The organism is Mesorhizobium sp. M6A.T.Cr.TU.016.01.1.1, assembly GCF_003952585.1.
GTDB classification, from domain to species: Bacteria; Pseudomonadota; Alphaproteobacteria; order Rhizobiales; family Rhizobiaceae; genus Mesorhizobium; species Mesorhizobium mediterraneum.
This window is the reverse complement of sequence record NZ_CP034452.1, coordinates 3,427,823-3,451,670: the sequence shown is the minus strand read 5'-3', so window position 1 is coordinate 3,451,670 and position 23,848 is coordinate 3,427,823. Positions and strand designations below refer to the sequence as shown.

At 58.2% G+C, this 23,848-nt stretch carries 16 protein-coding genes and 2 pseudogenes; 7 read left to right on the top strand and 11 right to left on the bottom strand.

Going from position 1 to position 23,848, the window contains the following annotated elements:
- Nucleotides 1-584 precede the first annotated feature (584 nt).
- Nucleotides 585-3,893, top strand: coding sequence for an autotransporter domain-containing protein (locus EJ075_RS16625; protein WP_126105028.1), 3,309 nt, complete (start codon nt 585-587; stop codon nt 3,891-3,893).
- Here the strand turns inward: EJ075_RS16625 and EJ075_RS16620 are convergent.
- A protein-coding gene (locus EJ075_RS16620) for an IS630 family transposase (RefSeq protein ID WP_126104195.1) occupies nt 3,838-4,783 on the bottom strand; the annotation gives its coding sequence in 2 pieces (ribosomal slippage) (nt 3,838-4,443 and nt 4,445-4,783; 945 coding nt in all). The genes EJ075_RS16625 and EJ075_RS16620 overlap by 56 nt on opposite strands.
- 38 nt (nt 4,784-4,821) lie before the next feature.
- On the opposite strand from EJ075_RS16620, the gene EJ075_RS16615 reads away from it, so the two are divergent.
- Nucleotides 4,822-5,163 (top strand): autotransporter domain-containing protein, encoded by a 342-nt coding sequence (locus tag EJ075_RS16615; RefSeq protein WP_164547119.1) that lies wholly within the window; start codon nt 4,822-4,824, stop codon nt 5,161-5,163.
- A 219-nt stretch (nt 5,164-5,382) separates the two neighbouring features.
- Nucleotides 5,383-6,381: pseudogene (locus EJ075_RS16610) on the top strand (tyrosine-type recombinase/integrase); the annotation flags it as partial.
- Nucleotides 6,382-6,764: 383 nt separating this feature from the next.
- On the opposite strand, the gene EJ075_RS16605 reads toward EJ075_RS16610, so the two are convergent.
- Nucleotides 6,765-7,103 (bottom strand): nucleotidyl transferase AbiEii/AbiGii toxin family protein, encoded by a 339-nt coding sequence (locus EJ075_RS16605; RefSeq protein ID WP_126063908.1) that lies wholly within the window; start codon nt 7,101-7,103, stop codon nt 6,765-6,767.
- A gap of 1,441 nt (nt 7,104-8,544) precedes the next feature.
- Here EJ075_RS16605 and EJ075_RS16600 point away from each other — a divergent pair.
- Nucleotides 8,545-10,707, top strand: a complete 2,163-nt coding sequence (locus EJ075_RS16600; RefSeq protein WP_126105026.1) for a prolyl oligopeptidase family serine peptidase — start codon at nt 8,545-8,547, stop codon at nt 10,705-10,707.
- A gap of 38 nt (nt 10,708-10,745) precedes the next feature.
- Nucleotides 10,746-11,444 carry an OmpW family protein gene (locus tag EJ075_RS16595; protein ID WP_024505687.1) on the top strand — a complete coding sequence of 233 codons (699 nt, stop codon included), beginning with the start codon at nt 10,746-10,748 and terminating at the stop codon, nt 11,442-11,444.
- A 739-nt stretch (nt 11,445-12,183) separates the two neighbouring features.
- Here the strand turns inward: EJ075_RS16595 and EJ075_RS16590 are convergent.
- The gene (locus EJ075_RS16590) at nt 12,184-12,402 is read right to left on the bottom strand and encodes a helix-turn-helix transcriptional regulator (protein WP_126105025.1); all 219 of its coding nucleotides are present in this window, start codon (nt 12,400-12,402) and stop codon (nt 12,184-12,186) included.
- A gap of 109 nt (nt 12,403-12,511) precedes the next feature.
- Between EJ075_RS16590 and EJ075_RS16585 the strand changes: the two genes are divergently transcribed.
- On the top strand, nt 12,512-12,778 hold the full coding sequence (locus EJ075_RS16585; RefSeq protein ID WP_063169299.1) for a DUF2285 domain-containing protein: 267 nt from the start codon (nt 12,512-12,514) through the stop codon (nt 12,776-12,778).
- 436 nt (nt 12,779-13,214) lie between these two features.
- On the opposite strand, the gene EJ075_RS16580 is transcribed toward EJ075_RS16585, so the two are convergent.
- Entirely contained in the window at nt 13,215-13,448 is a 234-nt protein-coding gene (locus EJ075_RS16580; RefSeq protein WP_126097360.1) for a helix-turn-helix transcriptional regulator, read from the bottom strand.
- 116 nt (nt 13,449-13,564) lie between these two features.
- Between EJ075_RS16580 and EJ075_RS16575 the strand changes: the two genes are divergently transcribed.
- Complete coding sequence (locus EJ075_RS16575) at nt 13,565-13,846, top strand: DUF2285 domain-containing protein (RefSeq protein WP_126105024.1); 282 nt, start codon at nt 13,565-13,567, stop codon at nt 13,844-13,846.
- A 534-nt stretch (nt 13,847-14,380) separates the two neighbouring features.
- Here the strand turns inward: EJ075_RS16575 and EJ075_RS16570 are convergent.
- From EJ075_RS16570 to EJ075_RS16545, 7 genes and pseudogenes are all read right to left on the bottom strand, one after another.
- Nucleotides 14,381-15,118 (bottom strand): LuxR family transcriptional regulator, encoded by a 738-nt coding sequence (locus tag EJ075_RS16570; RefSeq protein WP_126107353.1) that lies wholly within the window; start codon nt 15,116-15,118, stop codon nt 14,381-14,383.
- 932 nt (nt 15,119-16,050) lie between these two features.
- Nucleotides 16,051-17,457 carry an aminotransferase gene (locus EJ075_RS16565; protein WP_126105023.1) on the bottom strand — a complete coding sequence of 469 codons (1,407 nt, stop codon included), beginning with the start codon at nt 17,455-17,457 and terminating at the stop codon, nt 16,051-16,053.
- A gap of 190 nt (nt 17,458-17,647) precedes the next feature.
- Nucleotides 17,648-18,068: pseudogene (locus tag EJ075_RS33700) on the bottom strand (transposase); the annotation flags it as partial.
- A gap of 454 nt (nt 18,069-18,522) precedes the next feature.
- A complete protein-coding gene (locus tag EJ075_RS16560; protein ID WP_063169304.1) occupies nt 18,523-19,029 on the bottom strand; it encodes a TIR domain-containing protein in 507 nt (168 codons plus the stop codon).
- Nucleotides 19,030-19,038: 9 nt separating this feature from the next.
- On the bottom strand, nt 19,039-19,899 hold the full coding sequence (locus tag EJ075_RS16555; protein ID WP_095488148.1) for a DUF4231 domain-containing protein: 861 nt from the start codon (nt 19,897-19,899) through the stop codon (nt 19,039-19,041).
- Between the two features lie 1,402 nt (nt 19,900-21,301).
- Nucleotides 21,302-21,799 carry an Lrp/AsnC family transcriptional regulator gene (locus tag EJ075_RS16550; RefSeq protein WP_126105022.1) on the bottom strand — a complete coding sequence of 166 codons (498 nt, stop codon included), beginning with the start codon at nt 21,797-21,799 and terminating at the stop codon, nt 21,302-21,304.
- A gap of 500 nt (nt 21,800-22,299) precedes the next feature.
- Entirely contained in the window at nt 22,300-23,844 is a 1,545-nt protein-coding gene (locus EJ075_RS16545) for a fumarate hydratase (RefSeq protein ID WP_126105021.1), read from the bottom strand.
- Nucleotides 23,845-23,848 lie beyond the last annotated feature (4 nt).

Below are 23,848 nucleotides of genomic sequence, written 5' to 3'. Positions count from 1 at the left end.
GCCAGTCTGCTGCCTTCGAGTGGCCCATGTTGGCCGCGGCCAGGAAGTGGCGACGATTGAAAGGACAAAATCAGTTGCCGAAACTCATCGCAGGTGACGGTCTGGTGGCAATTTGGGCACATCTTGTGTCTCGTCGCCAGTAAACACGGATGCCCGGCAGGAGACTGAGCTCGCTGCCGGCGGAAATCGTAGAGCGCCAGCGACGCATTCTGATCTTTCGTCAGGCAGTCGACCGCCTTGGCATACGCCTCGGCCTCCATCTCGATCGACCTGAACCGGTATCTTGTGCGCCATCCGGACGATCTGGGAAAGCTTGGCCGGGCCGGCGCCTTCCCAGGCGCACGGGAAGCGCGACGACCCATGTGGACCCTGGATTTCACTCCGCACTTACGCTGCTTTGGCCTTGTCAGCAGCCTGAGCATAACGCGTGCTCAGCTTTCAGGCCGAGCACTCATCCATTGTTGACAGCACCTGTCGTCATTCAGGATCGCCCCATTCTCGCAGGCCGCTTGCAGCTTTCAGGCTGTTGTCAGCCAGGGCCGCCATAAAGGGTCTCGTTAAACAACATTCAGGAGGCCGTTCCAATGATCAATCAGTTTGCGAGACTTTTTCGAGGACCAGGTATGCAGGCTTGTTTCAGGACAAAGAACTTTCTGGCGGCAACCACCGCGATGACGACGGTATTCCTGCCGGCTGTGTCTCTCGGGGTGGGTCTGGTAGCATTTCCAACTGGAGAAGCGTTGGCCGACGACCCGATTTCGATCCCGCTGGAGTATGTCGGGGAAGGCCATGACCGCCTGGGCATCTGGGCCAAGATCAACAATGGCAACGCGCAGCGATACGTATTCGACACGGGCTCGGACCAGCTCAACACGCAGATCGGGTCAGAGGTGACCGGGGTCCGCCCGATTGCCGACACGCCTTACGTATATACGTACGGGGACGGAACGTATGGTAATAAGCTTCAGAACGTGGAAATTGATAAATTTACATATGTCGATCCAGATCAAAAGATAACAATCGACGGGCCATCTGTAAGCGATAAGAAATACCGGGCTGCTCGCATTCTCGATTTTGTCTATACCCATGCGTATTGCAAGGACAACAATCTTAAGTGCACGCCGGGATCCGTGACGGATGGACTTAAAGATATGTATGGTCAGGATCTCCAAGAACCTTATCACGCCGATAAGGAGCAGCGGGCGAAAATGACCGCTGGCAAGATGGCAGACGAAGGCGGCGATTTCGCAGGTACATTCGGGGCCGGCGATTTTCTTGGCAAGACAAGTGTCTGGGGCATGATGGGCAGTGTCACCAGGTCTGGCTACGTGGTCTCCGCCAATGTGAATCCGGATTCCGAGAGCGACCAAACGCCTGGCTGTTCCCCCTGCACGATTGTCAACCTCAATCCAAGCCTCCGGGCCCAATATACTAATGCCATGCCATGGGGAGAACCCGAGGAAAAAGATCAGGATTCTTATCAGAATTTTCCTGGCTCTGGCGCCAATGCCTCGACCGAATACGAAGGCAGCTACAATCTGCAGTACACGGTTAAGGATGGAGCCCCACCAATCACCGACCCCAACAAGACCGCGGTATTGCTCGACACCGGCACACCGGGCGGTGGCAGTCTGGAGATCAGTGATGCGATGCTGAAGCAATTTCAGGATGCGGGCGTCGAACTTAAAAATGTTCGGAGAAATGAGCAACGCGAGATCGTAAGCGCATCGGGCAACATCCCGAGCGTTACAATCGCAGGAACGGATGGCGATCCGGTAAGGCTGGACAATATCGACTTCACCTACACCAGCGGCACGACGGAACAACCCAACGACCAGACCAGTTTTGTTGCCGGTCTTGACTTCTTCAAAAACAGATCGGTCATTTTCGATCTGGAGAAGAAGTATACCGCTTATACGTCACATTTCGTCACTGCCAGCAACTTCTCTACCGATTCATCCGCACCCGAAGGGACCGGTCTGAGCAGGATCACGACGAGCATGGGGAATGAGGGCGGGGTCGGCATAGCGGGTGTCGTCTCCGGCTCCGGATCGCTGACGCTTGATACAAAGACGGTGGTCCGGATGACGAATGTCAACACCTACACCGGCGAGACGAATATTGCTCAGGATGCCTATCTCTCGCTTGCGGGGCTCGGCAACATCCAACGGTCAGCGAAAGTCGTTGCAGACGGCACGCTCGATATCTCCGAACATGGAAATGGCAGCGACTATTGGGGAATCTCCGACGCCTACAACGATGCCCGTATTCGTAGCCTGAGTGGCAGCGGAACGGTCGAACTGGGCAAGCGTACCCTGGTGCTAACGGCTTCGAACGACACTTTCGCCGGCAGCATCAACGACCTCGACGTTGATAACAATAATATGGGCGGCAAACTATTCGTTGCCGGTGGCGTGCAAACGCTGAGCGGAAAGAACAATTTTTCCGGCATGACGACGGTCGGTTCCGGCGCGGGATTGCTGCTTGCCGATACAGGTGTGCTTTCCCATGATGCGACCACGTCCGGCTTTCTCGGGAATGACGGGCAGATCGGGGGCACGGCTATCGCAAACAGCGGCGGTGTCGTCGCAGGCGGCGGCACCTACGGTGCGGTCACCATTTCCGAGGGCGGCACGGTCGCTCCTGGCAATGCGACCGATCTGAGCAGGATCGTCACCACAATGACTGTCACGGGCGATTTCGCGCAGCAGTCCGGATCGATCTATCAGGTCGACCTCGCAAGGTCGTCCGATCTCATCGATGTTGGCGGAGCAGCGGCGATCGACAGCGGCGCGCAGATCGAGCTCCTGCGGCAGGGAACGCTATCGGTCGATGCCCGATATACTCTGCTCTCCGCAGCAGGCGGCGTAAGCGGCACCTATGGCGGGCTGACGGGGGCTCTGGCGACAGACGCGACGCCCTTCGTCGATTTCCAGCTCGTCTACGATGCCAACAATGTCTATCTCGATATCAGCCGCACATCGACGGCGTTTGCCGATGTAGCCAGCACCTTCAATCAACGCTCGGTCGCCGCAGCGGCTCAGGCGCTTGGAAGCGGTAATCCGATCCAGGACAACATCCTGTTCCTGACGGCGCCGGAAGCCCGCAACGCTTTCGATATGCTATCAGGCGAGGTTCATGCTTCCATTCATAGCGGCCTCATCGAGGACAGTCATTCTGTACGCGATGCCGCGAGCGAACGGATCCGTGCGGCGTTCGACGGCGTCGGTGCCTCCAGCGTTCCGGTGATGACTTATGGGCTGGGTGGTCTGGAACTGGCCCCTGCAACGAGTGAGAATTTCGCCGTATGGGGCCGTGGCTTCGGCGCCTGGGGTCATCTCGACAGCGACGGCAATGCCGCCGGTCTCGATCACTCGACAGGCGGCTTTCTGGCTGGCGGTGACGCGGCTGTCGGCGAAAGCTGGCGGCTCGGCCTCATCAGCGGCTACAGCCATACCTCCTTGGAGGCGGACGATCGCGCGTCGTCGGGCTCGAGCGAGAATTACCATCTCGGTCTTTTTGCCGGCACGCAGAACGGCAATCTCGGTTTTCGTTCCGGCCTTGCCTATACCTGGCACAGCATCGAGACCGGCAGGTCCGTGGTCTTTCCAGGCTTCGCCGACAGCCTTTCGGCCGATTACGACGCCGGCACGTTCCAGGCCTTTGGCGAGCTCGGCTACCGTATCAATACGGCTTCGGCTTCCTTCGAGCCCTACACTAATCTCGCTTATGTGAATTTTGACGCCGATGGCTTCACCGAGAATGGCGGCGCAGCCGCCTTGTCGAGCGGGGATCGCTCGAGCGACACGGCGTTTACCACGCTAGAGCATTTCGCATTTAGGTTGACTTATAGCCTGCGCTTTCGATGTAGTTGTTGCATTCGTTTGGGCTGACCTCGTCGAGGGTTTGGGCGATGGCGTCGTGCACGGCCTCGACGCTTCGTTTGGCGGCCCGTCGCATGCAGTGTTTGAGCTTGGCGAACAGTTTCTCTATCGGGTTGAGGTCTGGACTGTAGGGCGGCAGGAAGAAGAGCCTTGCGCCAGCGGTCCTGACGATGTCGCGGACGGCTTGACCCTTGTGAGAACCAAGATTGTCGAGAATGACGATGTCACCCGGCTTCAGTGTTTTGATGAGTTCGGTCTCGACATAGACGCGAAAGACCTGCGCATTGATGGGGCCGTCAATGACCCAAGGCGCCTCTACCCGATCATGTCGGAGCGCAGCGATGAAGGTCATCGTCTTCCAATGACCATACGGCGCGTGGGCCATCAGTCGCTTGCCGCGCACACCCCAGCCACGCAATGGCGCCATGTTGGTCTTGACCCATGTTTCATCCAGGAAGACTAGGCGCGTAGGGTCAATGCGGATCTGGTAGCGCATCCATTGCGCACGACGGCGCATCAGCTTTGGCTTGAGCTGTTCGGCCGGCAGAACGGTTTTTTTTAAAGCTCTTGCCCTCGCGATGCAGGAAGCGCCCGACGCTCGCAGGGTGAATGGTGAGGCCACGTTCAGCCAGTGCCGCCGTCAATTGATGAAGCGTCATGTTGGCATCTCGCTCGACCTCGCTCAGGACAAAAGCACGATACTCCCCATCGATCAGATAGGGCCGGTGACCGCCCATCTTGCCAGGTGCCGCACTGCCCAACCGACGCTTGCGCGCTGCCCACTTGATCACGCTCGACACTGCCACCTTCAGCGCCGCAGCCACCTCGCGGCTCGTCTCACCCTCTTCAAGGCGGGCAAGCGCCCGCTCCCGCAGATCCATCGAATAAGGCTTCGTCATCAGTCCCGACCTCCAACGGTCAGGACATCGAATCTGATTTGCTCATTCTTGGGAATCCCGATTCAGAGAAAACGCGAACCGCTCTAGGTCTGCGTGCGTCGACGGTACTGACCCTCGGCACCGTGACTGCTACCGCGCGCGGCGGTCTTGGCTGGCGCCACGCCTTCGGCGACGTCAGGCCGGATACCGCTCTTGCCTCTGCTGGCGGTTCCTCCTTCGCCATCAAGGGCGTGCCGATCGCAAAGAACGCAGCTCTGCTCGAAGCTGGGCTGGACGTAAACATCACCGAGAACGCGACGTTCGGCATCGCCTATCAGGGACAGATCGCCTCGGATGCCCAGACACACGGGTTCAGCGCCAAGCTCGGCGTCCGTTTCTAAATCACCCGCAAAAGAGATTGGTTATGAAGTCAGTGAGTGCATTTTCTTTTACCGTCGTTCTCGGCTCAGCGACGGTGATGTCTGTGTCCGCCGCGCGAACGGACGATGCCTGCTACAACAAGGCACAAAGCCTATGATGACGCAATGTTCAATCGACGACCTGAAGCCAGTCGATGGCGAGCTTGACAAGCTCTACAAGGAGATGGAGACCCGGCTCAAAGAGTCCCGGCGCATGTCCAGGAACTGGTCGAGACCGCGAGGGGCTACAACGCCACCTCGGAGAACACGCGCGACGCCTACCCCAAGGATTGGCGGCATTTTTCCTCCTGGTGCCGGCGCGCTGGCTTCGATCCCCTGCCTCCGGGCTCGAAGGTGATCAGGCTCAATATCAGCGCCTGTGCCTTGGGCACCGCCGCCGGCGATCCGAAGCGTGGCGCCCCTGCCCTTTCGGTTGCGACCATCGAGCGGCGGCTTTCCGGCCTCGCCTGGAACTTTACCCAGCGCGGCCGGCCGTTGGACCGCGCGGAGCGGCATATCTATACGGTTCTTGCCGGCATTCGCCGCGCAAGCACGCAAAAGCCACCGCGGCAGAAAGAGGCGGTCCTGGCGACGATCTGCTGGCGATGATCGCCACGCTCGGCCACGACCTCAGGGCCTGCGCGACCGCGCTATTTTGCTCCTGGGCTGTGGCGGCGGCCTGCGGCGCTCCGAGATCGTCGGTCTCGACGTCATGCGCGACGACAACAGCGATGGCGCCGGCTGGATCGAGATTTTTGACGGCAAGGGCTGCTGGTCACCCTGCGCGGCAAGACCGGCTGGCGCGAGGTCGAGGTCGGCCGCGGCTCCAGCGACCACACCTACCCCGTAGTCGCGCTCGAGAGCTGGATCCGCTTTGGCCGCATCGCACGTGGACCCCTGTTCCGCCGCATCTTCAAGGACAACAAGACCGTCGACGTCGAACGGCTCTCCGACAAGCACGTCGCCCGCCTGGTCAAGCAGGTGACGATCGCCGCCGGCGTCCCCTCCGATCTCCCGGAAGGGTAACGGGCGCTGCTGTTCTCGGGCCAGTCGCTGCGCGCCGGACTTGCCTCGTCGGCCGACGTCGAGGAGCGTCACGTGCAGAAGCAGCTCGGCCATGCCTCGGCCGAGATGACCCGCAAATATCAGCGGAGGCGCGGCAGATTCCGGACCAACCTCACCAAGGCGTCCGGGCTCTGAGAAACCCCTCCCCTCCCTCGGTTGGTCGCTAGGTCGTGGGGGTCAGGTTCTTTGAGTGATGACAACACCTCGTCGAGCACAGCGAACGCTGCGTCCAGACTGTCGGCGGCCGACGCTTCGTAGTCAGGGCATGATCATCAGCTGTGCAATGGCGCGGCCGACGAATTCATTGTTGAGTTTTTCCATCCGCTGTCTGGTTCGAGCGACCTGTTCTGGGAGCGCACGCAGAGCGTTGACGACCTCGTCCAATTGCGACCGGGCTGCGGCGGCGATGTCGAAGATGTCGCGCGGGTTGGCTTCCGAAATCCCCGGTAATAGACCTTCTTGGCGATGATTTCCGGGATGGTCTCGAGCCGCACGGTCCTGCCTTCCACCACGCGGGTCTAGAACGGCTTCGTTGTTAGCGCTCCGGCAACGATGAAGTCGATTTCGCCAACGTCTTCGAAGGCGAATTTCTGGAACCGAAGCCCGTCCCCCAAATAGTCGGACGGCATCGTTTCAAAGTGCAGGTGGCTTTTGGATGGTCGATGACCGAGCAATTGAGGGTCGTCGAGGAAAATATCGATGTCGTGGCTTTCGCGATGGCCGATCTGGATCATCATAGCCGTTCCGCCGCCAAATGACCATTCAAAGTCGTAGCCCCGGCATTCCCGCGAAGCTGGCCGATCAGGTCGATATAATACGAAAAAGCCGCCGCCATTCGGACGGGCGTCGGCTATCATGTCCAGCCATTACGCGGCGAGCGGATAGCTTTCGCCGGACCAGGCAGAGAACTTGGCGGCAAAAGCCTTCATCTCGTCGACCGAATGTGGTGCGCGGTTGCGAACTCGACTTGCTGGGCCAGTCACGAGAACTGCAGGCACGACTGTGCCCCCTTGCCCGCCCCCACGGACGTCCAAACATGCAATTTGGCAAAGCACCGGCGCCGAAGCCACCCGACCTCGATGACGCCATTTCGTCGAAGCATGTGTCGTCGGCACTGTGCAGGGCAGAAGCAGGCTGTCGGTCCCGCGCAGCGACAGCAAGCGCGGCCTGAGCATGCGAAGGGAGTCGCTTTGATAGGAGTACCCGGCTGGGTTCCGTTCAGGACGTTCCCTGAAGACTTGGTGGCGTGGCGGTGGCTTCGACGCTGGTGGTGGGCAGGTTGTCGTAGCCCGGGTGCAATAAGCTTAGTCATCTAGGTCTCCTGGGGGAAATTTCCGCCATTGGGGGCCAAGTTTCACGCTATGCCAGCCCGTAGTTGTACAGGTGAAGCCGACTGGTCAGTGGACCGCAAAACGAAAGGCGCGCCGCTTCTCTTTGGTGATGCTCGCGCCGCGCTTTCTTCGCTGACGGTATGGAGATGAAGCGCGGCATGCCCCTGTAGCAGCCGATTTCACAACCAGACTTGCGCCCGCACTGCCCCTGTTGCTGCGGCATACCAATGCGTGGCGTCAGGAAGACTTCGTCGACCATTAGCCGTCGCGCTGAGATACTACCGAGCCCGAGCTCCCCTATCCTAGACCCTCGTATCGCATATCGGACGGCCCCACATCAGCCCAAGTTGCCATGGGGACCAGCCCCATGCGTTCGCCCGAATGCAGCTTCCTGGCTTGATCGACAGCAATCCAGGGGACGGTGCAGGCCAAGATTGCGGCAGGGCTTGGGCAACCATCAGGTCGCCCAAGGGGTGCCCCACCCTTCTCCTCAGAACTCAGCTGCTTCCAGCTGGCGGCTGAAACTCACAGGCGCAGCCAGCTTGGTCTCTAACCGCATCGATCGCATCATGGTGTCTGCCATGAATCCGTGTGCGTGAAGCGCTCCAGAGCGAAGATGTTGGGCGTCAACCAGGTTCACCAATGAGCTTCACTGCTCGAGTTCTGCACGGTGTCACCGCCTGGCGCCGGAGGTTGATCCGGTGATTAGGAGGAGCACTCGTTGTCGGATTCTCGACGATGTCGGACATGTGACACAACGCTTCCAGAGCGATCGCGTTGTTCCGAAACGATTTTCCCAGTTGGCACGACGGTTGCGGTCCCTATGCGCAAAAGCACTGCGATGCCGCACCGACTGGAAGAACTCATCAATGATCACGCTTTTCGAACATGTGGGCGCCGCTACCAGCACTGAGCGTTCCCGAGCCGACGGAAGCCTCTATCCCTTCTTTCTGAAGGCTGTCCGGACATGAACGCATTTGATGTCCGTCCAACGCTGGATGCTCCCGACGACGATCCCTATGTCTGGCTTGAAGATGTAGAGGGCGAGCGGGCACTTGCCTGGGCCGCCGGCCAATCGGCAAAGCCCCTGAAGCACTTCGGTGGAGCGCAATTCGAGCGCGACCGCGCGGCTCTGACAGCCATTTTCGACAATCGCGACAATCTTCCCCTGATCGCGCGCCGTAGTCAGTACCTCTACAATTACTGGCGAGATGACGGTAATCCACGCGGACTGTGGCGCCGGACCACCCTTGCCGCCTACATGAAGGCGGATCCCCAATGGGAGCTACTGCTCGATCTGGATGCTCTCGCGGCTAGCGACGGAGAGGACTGGATCTGGGACGGCGCGTCCATCGAGCCGGAGAGACGGGAAAGAGCCGTTCTGCGCCTGTCGCGCGGCGGCAGCGACGCGGTCGTGCATCGCGAATTCGACCTGATCTCTCTGAGCTTTGTCGCCGACGGCTTCAACCTCCCCGAGGCCAAAGGCTACGTTAATTGGCTGGACCCTGACACGCTTCTGCTTTCCAGTGCGCTTGGTAATTGCATGGCCACCCGCTCCGGCTATGCGCGCACCGTTCGACTGTGGAAGCGTGACGCGGATCCCCTCACCACGCCGGCAATCTTCGAGGCCGGGTTCGAAAGCTTCCAAGTGTCTGGTCATTCGGACCGCACCGGCCGCAGCGAGCGCCTTTGGTTCATCGAGCAGCCGGCCTTCTTCGAGAAGATCAGCTGGATCGGCGATAGGAGCGGGCCGAGGAGGCAGATCGATCTTCCTCGCGACGCGTCGTGGCGGGTCTTCGGCGACTGGCTGGCGGTAAGGCCGCGCAAGCCCTGGACGGTGGGAGGCACCACCCATCCCGCCGACGCGCTGATCGTCATCTCGCTTTCCTCTTTCCTCGCTGGCGGACGCCGTTTTGAGACCCTGTTTCAACCAGGGGAAAGGCGCTCCATGCAGTCATTCTTCTGGAATGACGGGAAGCTCATTATCTCTTACCTCGTCAATCTCGCACCGCGTTTCGAGATGTTCACTCCCGGCCACCAGGAATGGACGCGCCGAGTCCTGAACACCCTGCCCGCCGAAGGTACTGTCGACGTCTGGTCATTCGATGCGGCAGTTCACGAGACCAATGGAGAGGTCCTGATCTGTGCTCAGGATCCGATCACGCCGCCGCAGCTCTTGCTGTTCGATCTGAATGCCGCGCCGTCTCTCAGCGCTTCAGCAATCCTGAAGCGCAGCCCGGAGAATTTCGATGCATCCGGACTGGTGGTCACGCGCCACGAGGCAGTCTCTATCGATCATGAGCTGATCCCCTATACGCAGGTTGGTCCGGCGAACGGGAACGGAGATGCTCCGATTCACCTTTCCGCTTATGGCGGGTTCGGCGTATCACTCCTGCCCTACTACAACTCCCCGCTGGGCAAGCTGTGGCTCGAGCGCGGCGGCACGTGTGTCGAGGCGAACATCCGCGGCGGCGGCGAGTTCGGCACCCGCTGGCACGAAGCCGGGCGCAGGGAGGGCAAGCGTCTCGCCCATGACGATTTCGCCGCCGTTGCCGCCGACCTCGTGCGAAGGGGCATCACCCTGCCGAGGCGGATTGCCGCCGAGGGTGGCTCAAATGGCGGCCTGCTGATCGCAAACATGCTGACCCGCTATCCTGAGCATTTCGGGGCTCTGTTCTGCACAGCACCGCTTATCGACATGCGTCGCTACACCAAGCTCTTGGCGGGCGCGAGCTGGATCGACGAATATGGCGATCCGGACAAGGTTCACGATTGGGCTTTCCTGAAGGAAATCTCCGCCTATCACGCCGCAGCGCCGGGACAGCCCTATCCGCCTATCCTGATCGCCACCACGAAACGCGACGACCGCGTCCATCCGGGCCATGCGCGCAAGATGGCCGCAAAACTGCAGGCTCTTGGCTATCCCGCTTACTTCTACGAGGCCAGCGCAGGCGGGCACGGCTGCGGCGAGGACAATCGGGAGCAAGCCGCATTCATCAGTCTAGGCACCAATTTTCTCCGCAGCGCAATCGGCTTCAACGATCACCTTCCGGAGACGGCGGAACGCGTTGCAACGCAAGTGGGGCATTTGAGGTCCATCAACAATTCATTCGAGCAGGAGACGAAATAGTGCAGTGCATCCTTTCTGAACATCAAGGAGTGAATCTCATGGCGAGAACGCGAATGGGCGTAGCGCGGGCAACAGCAGCGGCGGTGGCCCTGATCATGGTGGGACAGCAGGCCGTCGCCGCGGAGCCTGCGCAAGCAGAGACCGTCCTGGCGGAGACGGGAGCCTCGGTCACCGAAGCGCCAATCCCTTGGCAGGTCCGCCTGCGGGCGTTGGGCGTCGTTACGAAAGATCTGGGCTACGTTGATACGCTTCCCGGCTCCGGTCTTTCGTATTCGGACACGGTGACGCCGGAACTCGATATCTCGTATTTCTTCACCGACAACATCGCCGCCGAACTCATACTCGGTACCACTTATGCCAACATCGCGGGCCAAGGGACGATCGGAGGATTGGGCAACATCGGCAAAGTTTGGCTGCTGCCGCCGACGCTCACGTTGCAGTACCATTTTACCGATCTCGGCGCGTTCAAGCCTTATGTCGGCGCCGGCGTGAACTACACGATCTTCTACAACCAGGACACTGGCAGCGCTGATGCTCTCAAGGTGAAGAACACGTTCGGCACGGCGCTGCAGGTCGGATTCGACTACATGGTGGACCAGCACTGGGGCCTCAACTTCGACGTGAAGAAGCTTTTCCTGAAGCCGGACTTCGACGTCACGGTGGCCGGCGCGAAGCTGACGGGGAAGGCGGAGCTCGATCCCTGGCTGATAGGCGCAGGTGTCACCTACCGCTTTTGAATATCAGAGTGAAGTCTGCTTCCCGACTGCCGGTTTAAATGAAGGGCGCCTCGCGCGCCCTTTTTTACGGTCGACACTGCAGGGCGAGACCTCATGAAGCCGATTGTCGAGAGGGCGGGGCTCTCTTCCGGCGGACCAAGAAGGTGAACTGGCCAGCTGGCCCCGCGCCTGAGATGGAGTGCTCAGAAGCGCTTTGAATCGGGACGGGCTTTGGTATTGTGGGTGGAATGCTTCAGCCAGACTATTTGCCAGCATCGTCTCCCGGACGTCATGTCTGAGCTTCGTGTCAGCGCAAGGCGAACACGCGGCTCCTAGATGCCGACACGATGGCTGGTTCAGCCATACTGCGACAGTTGCCGGTTTTTTCGGTTCCTTTGCTGTTCGCGCGCTAACCGCAACGCTCCATACTAGTCTCGCGTGCCTGTCCCCGTGGGGCGGGCAACAGAAAGCGATTAGGCCCGCTGAAAGAGGCGGACCGCATCCGAAGGACCGTAAACAAGAGAAGGACCTGAAGCGAGAGCGAAGGTTGCGGCAGGCCGCGGCGGGCCTAAAAGGGAATGCCGACCACCCCACGTCCCAGGAAAAGCTGACAAAAACGCAGCGTCCGACTGTCCAATAGGGTGCGCCCGCGCGAGGGCGAGCTAAATGGCAGGGGCTGCCGGGGGACCTAAGAAAAGCGTGGGTTCACAAGCACCCGGCGCGCGCCATCAGGCCGCCAGCTACTTGGAGGGCGGGTGCATCAGCCCTGTTTGTCGGGCCGAACCAGATCCATGTGGCTGACGCCGAGGGCCAATGCCAGTTCATAGATCGTGATAATTGTCGGATTTCTTCGGCCTTTCTCCAAGCCGCTGATGTACTGCTGACTGAACCCGGAAATCTCCGCAAGCTGCTCCTGCGTCAGGCGCTTCCTTTGCCTGATCCTCTGCACATTCCGTCCGACCAACTTGCGCATATCCATGCACGCAAGCCAGCGGATCAGGCGGCTTGAGTTTATCAACTATAATATGTAATCCACATTTAGCAGGCACAGGGCTTCGCGGGTCCATTGGCCGGAGATAGAATTAGCGATGTTGCAGCCCAGATCGAACACGCCGTTCGCCGACGAGGTCCCCTGGTCGGACCGCATTACAGCCTACGACAAGGACCACTTTACAACCTATATGAGGCTCCTGGACGCCTCGGCAGACAACGCCACTGAAGAGGAAATGGCCAAAGTGATCCTCGGCATTGATCCGGCACGCGAACCTGAGCGCGCACGCAACGTTCTTCGCAGTCATCTCGACCGTGCAAACTGGGTGGTGACGAGCGGCTACAAGGATTTGTTCGCCAGTTGACGAAATGGGCGGTGCGGTCGCTTCGCTTCAAGCAACGAAGTCGCGTAACACCATGCATCGACGTATCACCACAGCGCGGATGGCCCAGCGCTTCGCTGTCTCATCATTTTGTCCTCCGCTCGCCAATGGCTGCTTCCCAGGAATGGGTGCGTCGGCGAATCATGACAGGAACGGGTCCGCCGTCTGAGCCGCACCGCATCCGAAGGGCCGGATGGACAACCTACTGAAAGCTCACAGCTGGCTAAGGGTTGCGGGACGCCGCGGCGGGCCTAGAAGGATGCGGCGCCACCTGCTGGGAAAGGCACAAATAGAGCGAATTGCGAGAGTCTAACGACGCGCTAGGAGGCGCAGCGGAATGGTCGAGACGCCAGAGCCAAGAAAAGCGGGGCTCGACCCACCGGCACACGGCACGCGCGGTGATGGGCGCGGGCGCCCACTACGTGCGCAGGCTCAACAGAATCTCACACGGATCAGCATCGAGGGCCGCAGTTACGTCGAGAAACTCAATGATATCGAGACGCCGCTCGCCACCCTCATATTTCGCCACGAAAGATTGCGGACGACCAAGCTTCTCAGCCACCTGCGCCTGCGTCAGCCCTTTGACATTGCGCAGTGAGATCAACTGGGCCAGAAACCGCTGGTGGCGGGGAGATCGAAGAGATTTGGGCATTTAGGTGAACCGGTCAGGTAGAGACCGGCTCAGCGACTAATCCCCGTTTCGGATTATCCCATTTTGGGATATTCTGCCTTGGATCCAGCGATCAACATGCGAGGTTCGCGGCAGACATGAATCGATCAACGGGAACAGATAGGACTCAAAGCTCAACACTGCTCGACGAAGTCCCTTGGTCTGACCGTCTTACCGCCTACGACAGGGCGCACTTTACCATCTATATGAGGCTCCTGGACGCCTCAGCCGATGAGGCGCCCGAAGAGGAAATGGCCCAACTGATCCTCGGCATTGATCCGGCACTTGAACCGGAGCGCGCCAGGAAGGCGCTTCGTAGTCATCTCGACCGTGCGAACTGGATGGTGACGAGCGGCTACAAGGAATTGTTCGCCAGCTGACAAATTCGCAGTGCTCGGTCATAGAAGCAGGCAGTTCCTGTGCCATTGGTCAGGCTGATCGGGGCCTGCACCACAGACGCGCCGGCAAAATGGACCCGGTGGCGAGCACAATTCAGTTCCCAGGAAATCGGGTTTTGGCAATTGTCCGAGCGTCTGACGTGATAGAAGGTTCCGCTCTGTCTGGATGGGTATTAGCCCGGAGCAGCACTCCATATCGTACCGGCGCTCGACGAAGGGTCCACCTCTTCGCTTTCAAGCCGCATAACCGATAGCCATCGCCCTAAGTCAAGGGTTAGAGATTACCGGCAGGCAGGTATGCAAGCGGGCCATCCTCGGAAACTATATAACCGCACGACTAGCTCGTCAGCGACGAAACACCCGCTCGAGCACCCATAGACTATGATCACCGGCGCGGACTGGAAGAATACGGCTGCATCGCCCGAGCCGGCGGAACAGAAGATCTCGGCATCCAGTCAACGCTCGATACAAAGCGCGCGATCGAATGGCCCGAGCACAAGGGGATCAAAAAGCTTCTCAGAGAATTGAGGACCCTTCGGACCCCAAAAGGGCTATAGCCTGATTTTGGGTTCGCACGCCTAGCTTCTTCTTGGCATTGTCCAAATGAAAAGCGATCGTGCGTGGCTTGATGCCCAAGATGCGGCCGGTCACCCAGGCTGAATTACCCCGCGCTGCCCACCTCAGGCACTCATATTCGCGGGATGTCAGCGAAATCCCATCCACTGTTCGATCGCTCGGCAATTTGCGGCGAACGCAACGATGAAAGCAGGCCGCCATCAGTTGAAGAGCTTGTTCGTACCGCTCAGCGACCCGAAGAAATACTGGACGAGGCTCATCGGCGGCAAAAGTAACCGCAGCGATGCGGCCGCGGAGATCGACAACTGGGATCGTCAAACCGCAGCAGATGCTGAATTGAGCCGCCTCATCGAATAGCTGCTGTTGAGCCGGCGACATTTTATCGCCTCCCAAATTCGATCCCCAGTGAAACGGGCAGCCGCCATTTCGAGCACGCAAGACCACAGGATCGAGTTTCTCATACTGATTTTCCAGATACTGTCTGGTCCAGCGGGGTGGATAGTTTGAAATTAACCTCGGTTTGCCGGAAGGCCGTGCTGGCAAGGAGAGGTAGGCAAAGAAGATTAGGTCAAGTCGTCCGGCCGCCTCAGCCATGGCATCCCGGAAATCTGCCTCATCGATACTCTGTGACAGTCTTTCAAGGAATGTCTCGAAAACAAGTGGCATGTCCCTCGTCATCGTCGCGCTCGATTCTTCCTCTTTCTGCACGCCTTCCGGCTGCGTCGTGTATGTCCCGACAAACGTGATTGAATTCGCGGGCGTCGCTGGGCTGACCGGGCTCCAGAATGCTGCCACACTTCGATCTTCGTCGGTCATCCCAATCATGCTGGGCTCACCCGATGGGCGTCTGGCAGACGCCTCGTGATCTCAACAGCTCAATCAGAGAATCTCCATGCATTAAATCATGACCGCCCCTGCACCGTCCAAATCAGGAGAAATCATCCTGCGCTGACCAAAAGCCATCATTGACCCCAGCTTTTGCAGGAATTTGGGTCGGCATTAGCATAACAATTCGGATGGCCGCTCATCCCCCACCCGGGGCGCCGTGATCCGCAAAGAAGTGTTGCGATGCTTTCTTTTCTTTGTAGGCAAGTCGTCTCAACAATATTAAAATGCCTTTCCTTGTGAACAGGGTGGCGTGTGAGTGTCGTCCTTTTATATACCTGACGTGATAATATTCACCGCAATGATTATTCTGCTCTTTGTGATGTGAAGGAAGATATCTTCGGCATTGCCGCACTTTGGAACCGGCGACCGTGGCCCGCTGCAATGATGTAAAGGGCACGTCTAAGCTCAATCTGCATCGGAACGTGCAGATGACCTTTACCAGACCCTCGATTCCGCACGGGCCATAATGATACTGATTACGTGGGTCAAAAAGGGCGCCCTGCCGGCGGGGAGGTACACCCGCAGGGCGCGCCGCACAGAGGTCCTGGTCGTTGGGCAACAGGACAGCGGCGGCAGAACTGATTCGGTTACAAATCGTGACTGAAATAGCCCGGAGCATGCTCAAGATCAGATATCTGGAATTCAACAGTTTTGGGTCTGCTCGGCGCAGTAGCGCGCAGGGACATGCCTGCCTCCGGACTCGCTCCTTCGCGATCGCAAAATCATACGGCACCCTCGGCCTTCAGCGCGCGATAGGTGGTATCGACCGACTTTACCGTCGCGTCGACAATGATGTCGATCTCTTTTCGGGTAATGATCAGGGGGGGTGCATAACCGAGGATGTCGCCATGTGGCATGGCCCGTCCGATGACACCATTCTCAAACAGAGCAGCTGCAGTGCGCACCCCGACCTGAAGGTCGGGTTCGAATGGTATCCTTTGTTTTGGGTCCCGCATCATCTCTACGGCCGACAGGATACCCACTCCGCGAACTTCACCAACGATGGGATGTCCCGCCAGCTCGGCCTTCATCCGGTCTTGCCAATACGGTCCAACATTGCGGACATGCTCCAAAATATTTTTTTCGTTAAGCAGTCGGATATTGGCGAGCGCGGCTGCGGCACAAAGCGTGTGCCCCGAATATGTCCAGCCGTGGCCGAGTGCGCCGTGCTTCTCAGTTCCTTGTTCCAAAATCGACCAGACACGGTCGCCAATGATTGACCCGGAGATGGGGAGATAGGCGGAACTCAAACCCTTTGCGATGGTCACGAAATCCGGACGCATGTTATACAGGTGGGAACCGAACTTCTCGCCGGTTCGCGCGAAGCCGCACACCACTTCATCGGCGATTAGAAGGATATCGTATTTGTCGAGCACCGCTTGAATGGACGTCCAGTACCCTGTGGGGGGCGGCACAATACCTCCTGTCCCAAGTACCGGCTCTCCGATAAAAGCTGCAACCGTTTCCGGTCCTTCGGCCAGGATCAAGGCTTCAAGCTCATCGGCACAGCGCCGGGAGAACGCTTCCTCGCTCTCCTCGATACGCGCCTGGCGGTAATAGTGCGGCGTGGTTGTATGGCGCACCAAATCCAGAGGCAGGTCGAAGAAATTGTGAAAGAAGGGAAGGCCAGTTAGGCTACCCGTGACCAATCCAGACCCGTGATAGCCGCGATTTCGCGAGATGATCTTTTTCTTTTCGGGCCGGCCAAGAATGTTATTATAGTACCAGACCAGCTTGATGTTGGTTTCGTTAGCATCGGAACCGGAGAGGCCGAAATAGACCCTTCGCATGTTCTGACCGAAATACTCGACCACGGCCTCTGCCAACAGGGCGACCGGCTCCGTACCTTGGCTGGCATAGACGTGTGCGAACGGCAATTCGTGTGCTTGCCTGGCAATGGCCTCGGCGATCTCCGTGCATCCATATCCCATGTTGACGCAGTAGAGTCCTCCGAAACCGTCGAGGCTCCTTCGGCCTTCGGTGTCCCAGATATAGACGCCTTCCGCACCGGCCATAATCCTATTTGGCGTTTCGCCTCGGCTGTGCTTGGCCAAATGCGTAGAAGGATGGAAGACGAAGCTTCTATCCTTCTCCCGGAGTTGCTCGGTTCCCAGATTGCTCAAGCGCATGTCCCTCTCCTCGCGATAAATTGGCGGAGGGCACTCGGCCAGCCACCTGTTTAGCAAATAGCATACCGGAAACGTCCCTTGAGTTTCTCGGGAATGCAGGTTATTCGCCGTGGAATTCGCGGGATCGGCCCGAATTGCCGTGAAAACTAAGGCGTCACCTTCGCCTTAGCCGAGGGTCGGGGGCGCGTCCTGCAAACACGAACAGCTTACGACGCGCATGCGCCCAGCATAGTGCCCGATTAGCGGGCGATATTGACGGATGAATAGCGCTCGGGACGCTGTTCCCGCCGGCCGCGCGAGGCACGATAGAGCGCCGGCGGCCATGTTCCGCCGAACTGCCGGTCATCCCTTACATTCTGACGGTCCGGATCGGTCTTGCCCTTCCAAGGGTGGTAATGCAGGTGATCAGGGGCAAAGCACATTCGCCTCGATCAGCAGGCAGCGGGTTCCGTGCCGCGGCACAGGCTCCAACCTGGTTGGCCAGCGCTGAGAGGCTGAGGTCGTGCCCTCGCGCATATTGATCGCTTTGGCGGTGCGGCGGCTGGTGCTCGGCAGACTTCTCGAAGGAGCATAGCCAGAAGGTTCGGCCCGGCAAAGACGCGCGGCGAGAGCTCCTTGCCATCGACATCTTGATTCGCAGCCGACCAGCGCCGCCAAGTTCTATCGTCAGCGTGTTGCCTTTCTTGCGATCGCAAATTCGTGGTTGCTGCGCAGGGCGAGCCGAGCTGCGGCTCGCAGGAGGCGGCAGCATGCCTCCATCAATGCTGGCCGCTCGTGCAGTCTCGAAACGCTGGATCAAGCCTCAAACGTCGAACAGCCGCTCCTTTTCCTCGCGAAACCAGCGCCCTCGCGCGACGTGATCTTGTCTGACGATCCGACGCTTCGAGCGGGGCTCCTCTAATAGGTTGCACATGACCTGCAGCTTTCAGCCAAACTCAGCAAATCGGACGTCTCTTCTTATCATCGCTCGGCAAGCTCGGAACACGCTGGCGGACGTTGCTAAGGCTAGTCGCCGCCAGCGGATGGCGAGGATGTTTGGGCGGCTAAGTGCTTTTAGGTGGGCGATTATAAGCCGAGATCGCGATAGGTGCTTTCGCCATAGCTCCTGGCGCCATCGCCACGCTGAGCGTTTGAAAGCCGATGAAATTCGCTCGGCCAATTGGCTAGCGCGTGCTTGATGGCCTTCATCTTGAACGGCACGTGCACAACACATTTGTCCCTGATGATAGGCGGACAGCTCACATCTTGTTGCCGCGAGCCGTTAAGGTTTGCTGCGATTATCGGCAGACCTAGATCAAGAGCCAATTCCATTTCCCAGCGCACGAAGCGAAAAAGGTTTTTCGTCTTCTCACCGATCAGGACAAGTACCTGGCTCGATCCATTCATTCTGTTGCGAAGATTGCGTTTAACATAATCTTCGTCCTGTGCTCGGCTCGTCATATTGTCCAGATCGTGAGCGTTCGCGAATTCAAAACTCACATTCTCGCTGGCGTTCCACCCTTTCATAAAGCGGTATGCCCAAGCGTCTTCATCGCCGTCAAATATTACATAGGTCGGATCGCTGTATGCCATTGTTGTCTCTTAGTTGTTTTGACGAGCAACCCACTGGGTGTGCTCCCGTGAGAAAGCCAGTTCGGCTTCGTTCACCGCGGCGGAGAATGCCTCATCCGAGTTGGCGTCCGTAATAAGGTCGGCAGTCAAGCCGATCTCGTGAGCTGTCAACGTGTAAGCCGATGCCAATTCGTTAAATTTCTTGATCTGGGTCCACCCGATAAGGGAGGCGGCGATGACAATTAGCGGCTCGGTCGGCCAGCCTGGCATCGCGGGGTCAGCGATGCGTACTACGATGAACGAGAATCCCAGAGCGTATGCAAAAATACCAAGGCCCATCCAGACTTTCGCGGACCTCTTGTTCGAGCGCGCCTTCTTCTCGTACCACTTCCGTTGGTCGCAGATTCGTCTCTGCAGATATAGGTCTTTTCGTTCTTTTCGCGGGGAGTCCCTTATCGACATCATCTCGTCCGTTGTTTGGGGCGATGCTGAATCGGTGCCGCTCAACGCGCTACCAAGGTGACGATTGCTATCAAGGATATCTTCCATGAGCTTTCGAAAATCAGCTCTGGCGTCAGCCGCGCGCGCGTCATCGAACGGCTGTGCTCGCATCGCGAAGCGCCAAGTCAATGTCTTCACCGACTCTGCCAGAGCTCGAGCCTGATACCAGACCTGCTCGGGCTTTGTGACCGACCGGAAAATGAGGACTCCCATTGAGCAAAGAAATACCGCAGCATAGACACCGAAATAGGCTTTTGATGACGACAAGTCCAAAGAGAGCACCGACGCTAAAAAAAGAAGAACGTACTCTGCCCGGATCAGGCGGAGAAACGTCGCCTGCTGCTCGTTGGATGCCACGTCGGCGCTATTATAGAGTCCAGGATATTTCATTTTTGAAGCACACCAGTCTATTTTGTGGCGGTAAATTCTTTAAGCCAGGATTTGGCAAACGTGAGGTTAGCAGTCGAGCTTACAGAGCCTATTCTTGAGCGAGGCGCGGTCCCTCTGTTCATAAACAGGAATGCAGGTCCTGTCCCATCAATGTAAGGGTATAGGCCCAAAAATTCTTGCCCGGAGAATGTTTCCGAAGAATTTTTTGCCACGGGCAGAACCGCTACCGCGGTCCGAAACCCATCGAAAAAGCCAAGCTCCCAAGGCATCCATCTGGATCCTGGAGAATTGTTTGAATGCACATAGATAAGCGTCTTTGACTGCCTCATACGGGTCCGCAGCAACTCGGCGGTGGCCGAGGAGACCTTTGTGCGGTCCAGTTGTGAATCTTCGACCCAATCTACGTAAGCAGTGAACCCAAGCTCCTCGAAAATTCGCTTCACACCGAGAATGATCTCTGCGTCCTTGAAAGAATGTGACAGAAAAACGTCGAATGACGATCTGGCTGTAGCTGCGGCCGTCTCTTCCTTTAGAACGATCGATGCGGCTCTATGTCCTCGACTGGCATTCGCAACTCTTTTCAGCTCTGCCTCGGTCAGTAGCACTATTCAAATCCCCCCATGATCTGTTCGCAATCTATGAACTTGACGCCCATTCGATTAAGCGACCCTTGTCTTGTGAAAACTGGCACCATGCTCTCCAGCCGGTAGCGCAACCTCCACCTTCTCAAAGACCACGTCGGGTGGCAGGAGTGACGGGCCTTGTCACCCACCTACGCGACCCCGGCACAGCCATGCTCTTCGCTTAGAAGGCTGCGGAGACCAGCAATGTCAAACAGGACAGACGATCTCCTAATCTCGATCAGCAACGAACTTAGGACGTAAAAACGCGATGGAGCGATCTCCGAATGTCCGCAGGCGTCGAGGGCCGGGTTGGTCGCCAAGGCCGAGCGGGCCAGCTTGCACTCCCGCTACCCGTCGGCTTGCCAAACCCTCGCTGTAGATTCGCCCCCTACACGGATGCGCTGACCGCGACTAAGCTCAATCGCCACTGATCGCCAATCCAGGGCGAAAGTTCCCCCCTTGAAGTAGCGGTAGAGGCATTTTTCGGCACTTCGCATCTTAGATATGGACGCCTCCTCAACCAGGCACGATCCGGTTTGGCTTCTCGCCGTAACCGTGCTGGCCAAGTGCGTCCGATGGCTGCTTCGATCCGTCTCCTGGAATGATCGGTTCCAGATTGCTCAAGCGCATCGTCCTTCCTCGCCATCATAGCGCTCGGCCACGTTTTTCCAGCAATTACTATACCGCAAATGTCCCTTGAGTTTCGTCGGAATGGGCGCCTTTTGCCGACGAATCTACGGGATCCGTGCCAAACACCGTTGAAACTTAAAATTTCGGTTTCACCGTTGCCTCAGGGCGGACAAAGGTATCGGTGAATTGGACTTCACTGGTTTCGTGACGACAAGGCTATAGTATTGATCAATCCCCAAGCCTGCCTGCAGCAGTCCCTCCATGAAATCCTGATAGGCGGCCATAGAACGAGATGCGACCCGCATCAGATAATCCACGCGCCCCCCAATTGCCCAGCAGTCCAGGATTTCCGGAACCTCTTGGATTGCAGTTTCGAAGAGTCGTTGGTCCTCAAGACGATGACGATCCAGCACGACCTCCACCATCACAAAGATCATGCCGCCGATGAGGGCAGGACTCAGTCGCGCATAAAATCCCTCAATAATCCCTGCGGCCTTGAGTGCTCGGAGCCGCTCCGAACAGGCGGACGCCGAAAGATGAACTCGTTTTGCAAGCTCACTTTTTGAAATCCGACCGTCTGCCTGAATTTCGGAGAGAATCCGGACGTCCCAACTGTCGAGTTGCACGGGATCGGGTTTCGACTTCATAACCTATGCTCTCAAGCAGCGATCGAGATCGCGTTGTGTGCCGATCAATTCTATCATCAATTGAAACGACCGAATGTAGCAGTGGAAGGCATCCGTTCCAGGCCCGAGATGTGCCAGAATGGGGTACGAAAATCAGCTGAGGGAGGGCGATCAGCTGAAAAAAGCTGCAGAAGTAGTTTGGCTATCGCCCCGACGCCTAACGGGGCAATGATGCAGCTGGAGAGGATAGCCGGCCGCGGCGGAGACCTCCTGATAGAATAGATAACCCATTTACTGAACTCCGCTGCCGTACTTGATAGACGCCGCGACGGCATTCGAGCCTCGATCGCGTGTACGGCATATTCAATGCAGTATTCACTGGCACATTCAGCTATTGGAGTGAATTGAAGGCCTTGCTCGTCCGGCTCGCCGAGGCGCATGGCACCGCAAATGCCGCTCGTCTTACGGCTTGCCCGACAATTTGGCGCGGGAGTCTGGCCGAAATCGCTCAACGGAAAGACTCAAACGCCGATGTTGCGTGCGATGCTGTCTGCCGCCATACGCTTCCGCCATTCAAGAGGCCCGGAATTGTGAATGGAGTTTCCCTCAACATCGACAGCCATGATGACAGGCATGTCCTGCACCTCGAATTCATAGATGGCTTCCATGCCCAGGTCTTCAAAGGCAACGATCCGCGCCGCCTTGATCGATTTTGAAATCAGGTAAGCAGCGCCACCCACTGCAGCAAGGTATGGCGTTCTGTGTCTTACAATCGACGCGATGGCCGCCGGTCCTCTCTCCGCTTTGCCCACCATCGCGAAAAGGCCGGTTTCGGCGAGCACCTTGTCCGTAAAATCGTCCAAGCGGCTGGAGGTTGTTGGACCGGCAGGTCCAACGACCTCATTTCTCACTGCCCGGACGGGACCGACGTAGTAGATCACGCGTCCCCGCAGATCGACTGGAAGCGGCTTGCCGGCATCGATCAGTTCGACCATTCGTTTGTGGGCAGCGTCACGGCCCGTCAGCATCTTTCCAGACAGCAGGAGCGTTTCACCGCAGCGCCACGATGCCGTCTCTTCCTTCGTCAGCGTATCTAAATTGACCCGCCGGACGCCGGCTGGGTTCAATTCGTCGGCTCCGATGTCGGGCCATTCGCGCAAATCGGGCGGCTGGAGGCTGATGGGTCCAGAGCCGTCCAAAGTGAACTTCAGGTGCCGGTTGGCGGCGCATTGCGGGATGAGCGCCACAGGCTTGGACGCTGCATGAGTAGGATAGGTCGCAACCTTGATGTCAACGACTGTCGTCAGACCACCAAGGCCTTGGGCGCCGATACCAAGCGCGTTGATCCGCTCATAAAGCTCAATCCGCAGCCCCTCCTCTGCGCTTGACGCCCCCCTTGCGATCAGTTCCGCCATATCGATGGGCTCGTTCATGGCCTCCTTGGCCAGCAGCATCGCCTTTTCAGCGCTACCACCGATGCCGACAGAGATCAGTCCAGGTGGACACCACCCGCTGCCAAGAGTCGAAACGGTATTGACCACCCAGTCGGAAACGGACGCGCTGGGATTGAGGGTGGTAAAACGTGCCTTGTTCTCCGACCCGCCGCCTTTTGCGGCGATGGTGATCTCAATCTGGTTACCTTGCACCAGGTCGACATGGACAACTGCCGGCGTGTTGTCTCGGGTGTTGACCCGTCTAGCGAGGGGATCCGCAACGATCGATGCCCGAAGGGGATTGTCCGGATCGAGATAGGCTTGACGTACGCCCTCATTCACAAGATCAGCGAAACTGGCCGTTGACTTAATGCGGGCATCCATGCCGACCTTTGCGAAGACAACCACAAGTCCGGTGTCCTGACAAATCGGGCGCCGCCCAAAGGCCGCCATGCGGGAGTTCAGCAGAATCTGACCTATGGCATTCTTCGCAGACGGGCTCTGTTCTCGCGTGTATGCGTGAGAAAGAGACCGGATATAATCTGGAGGATGATAGTACGAGATGTACTGAAGGGCGTCGGCGACGCTCCTTGTGATGTCGCTACCGGCTATGGTCCGTGTTCTGTTTCCCACCGGA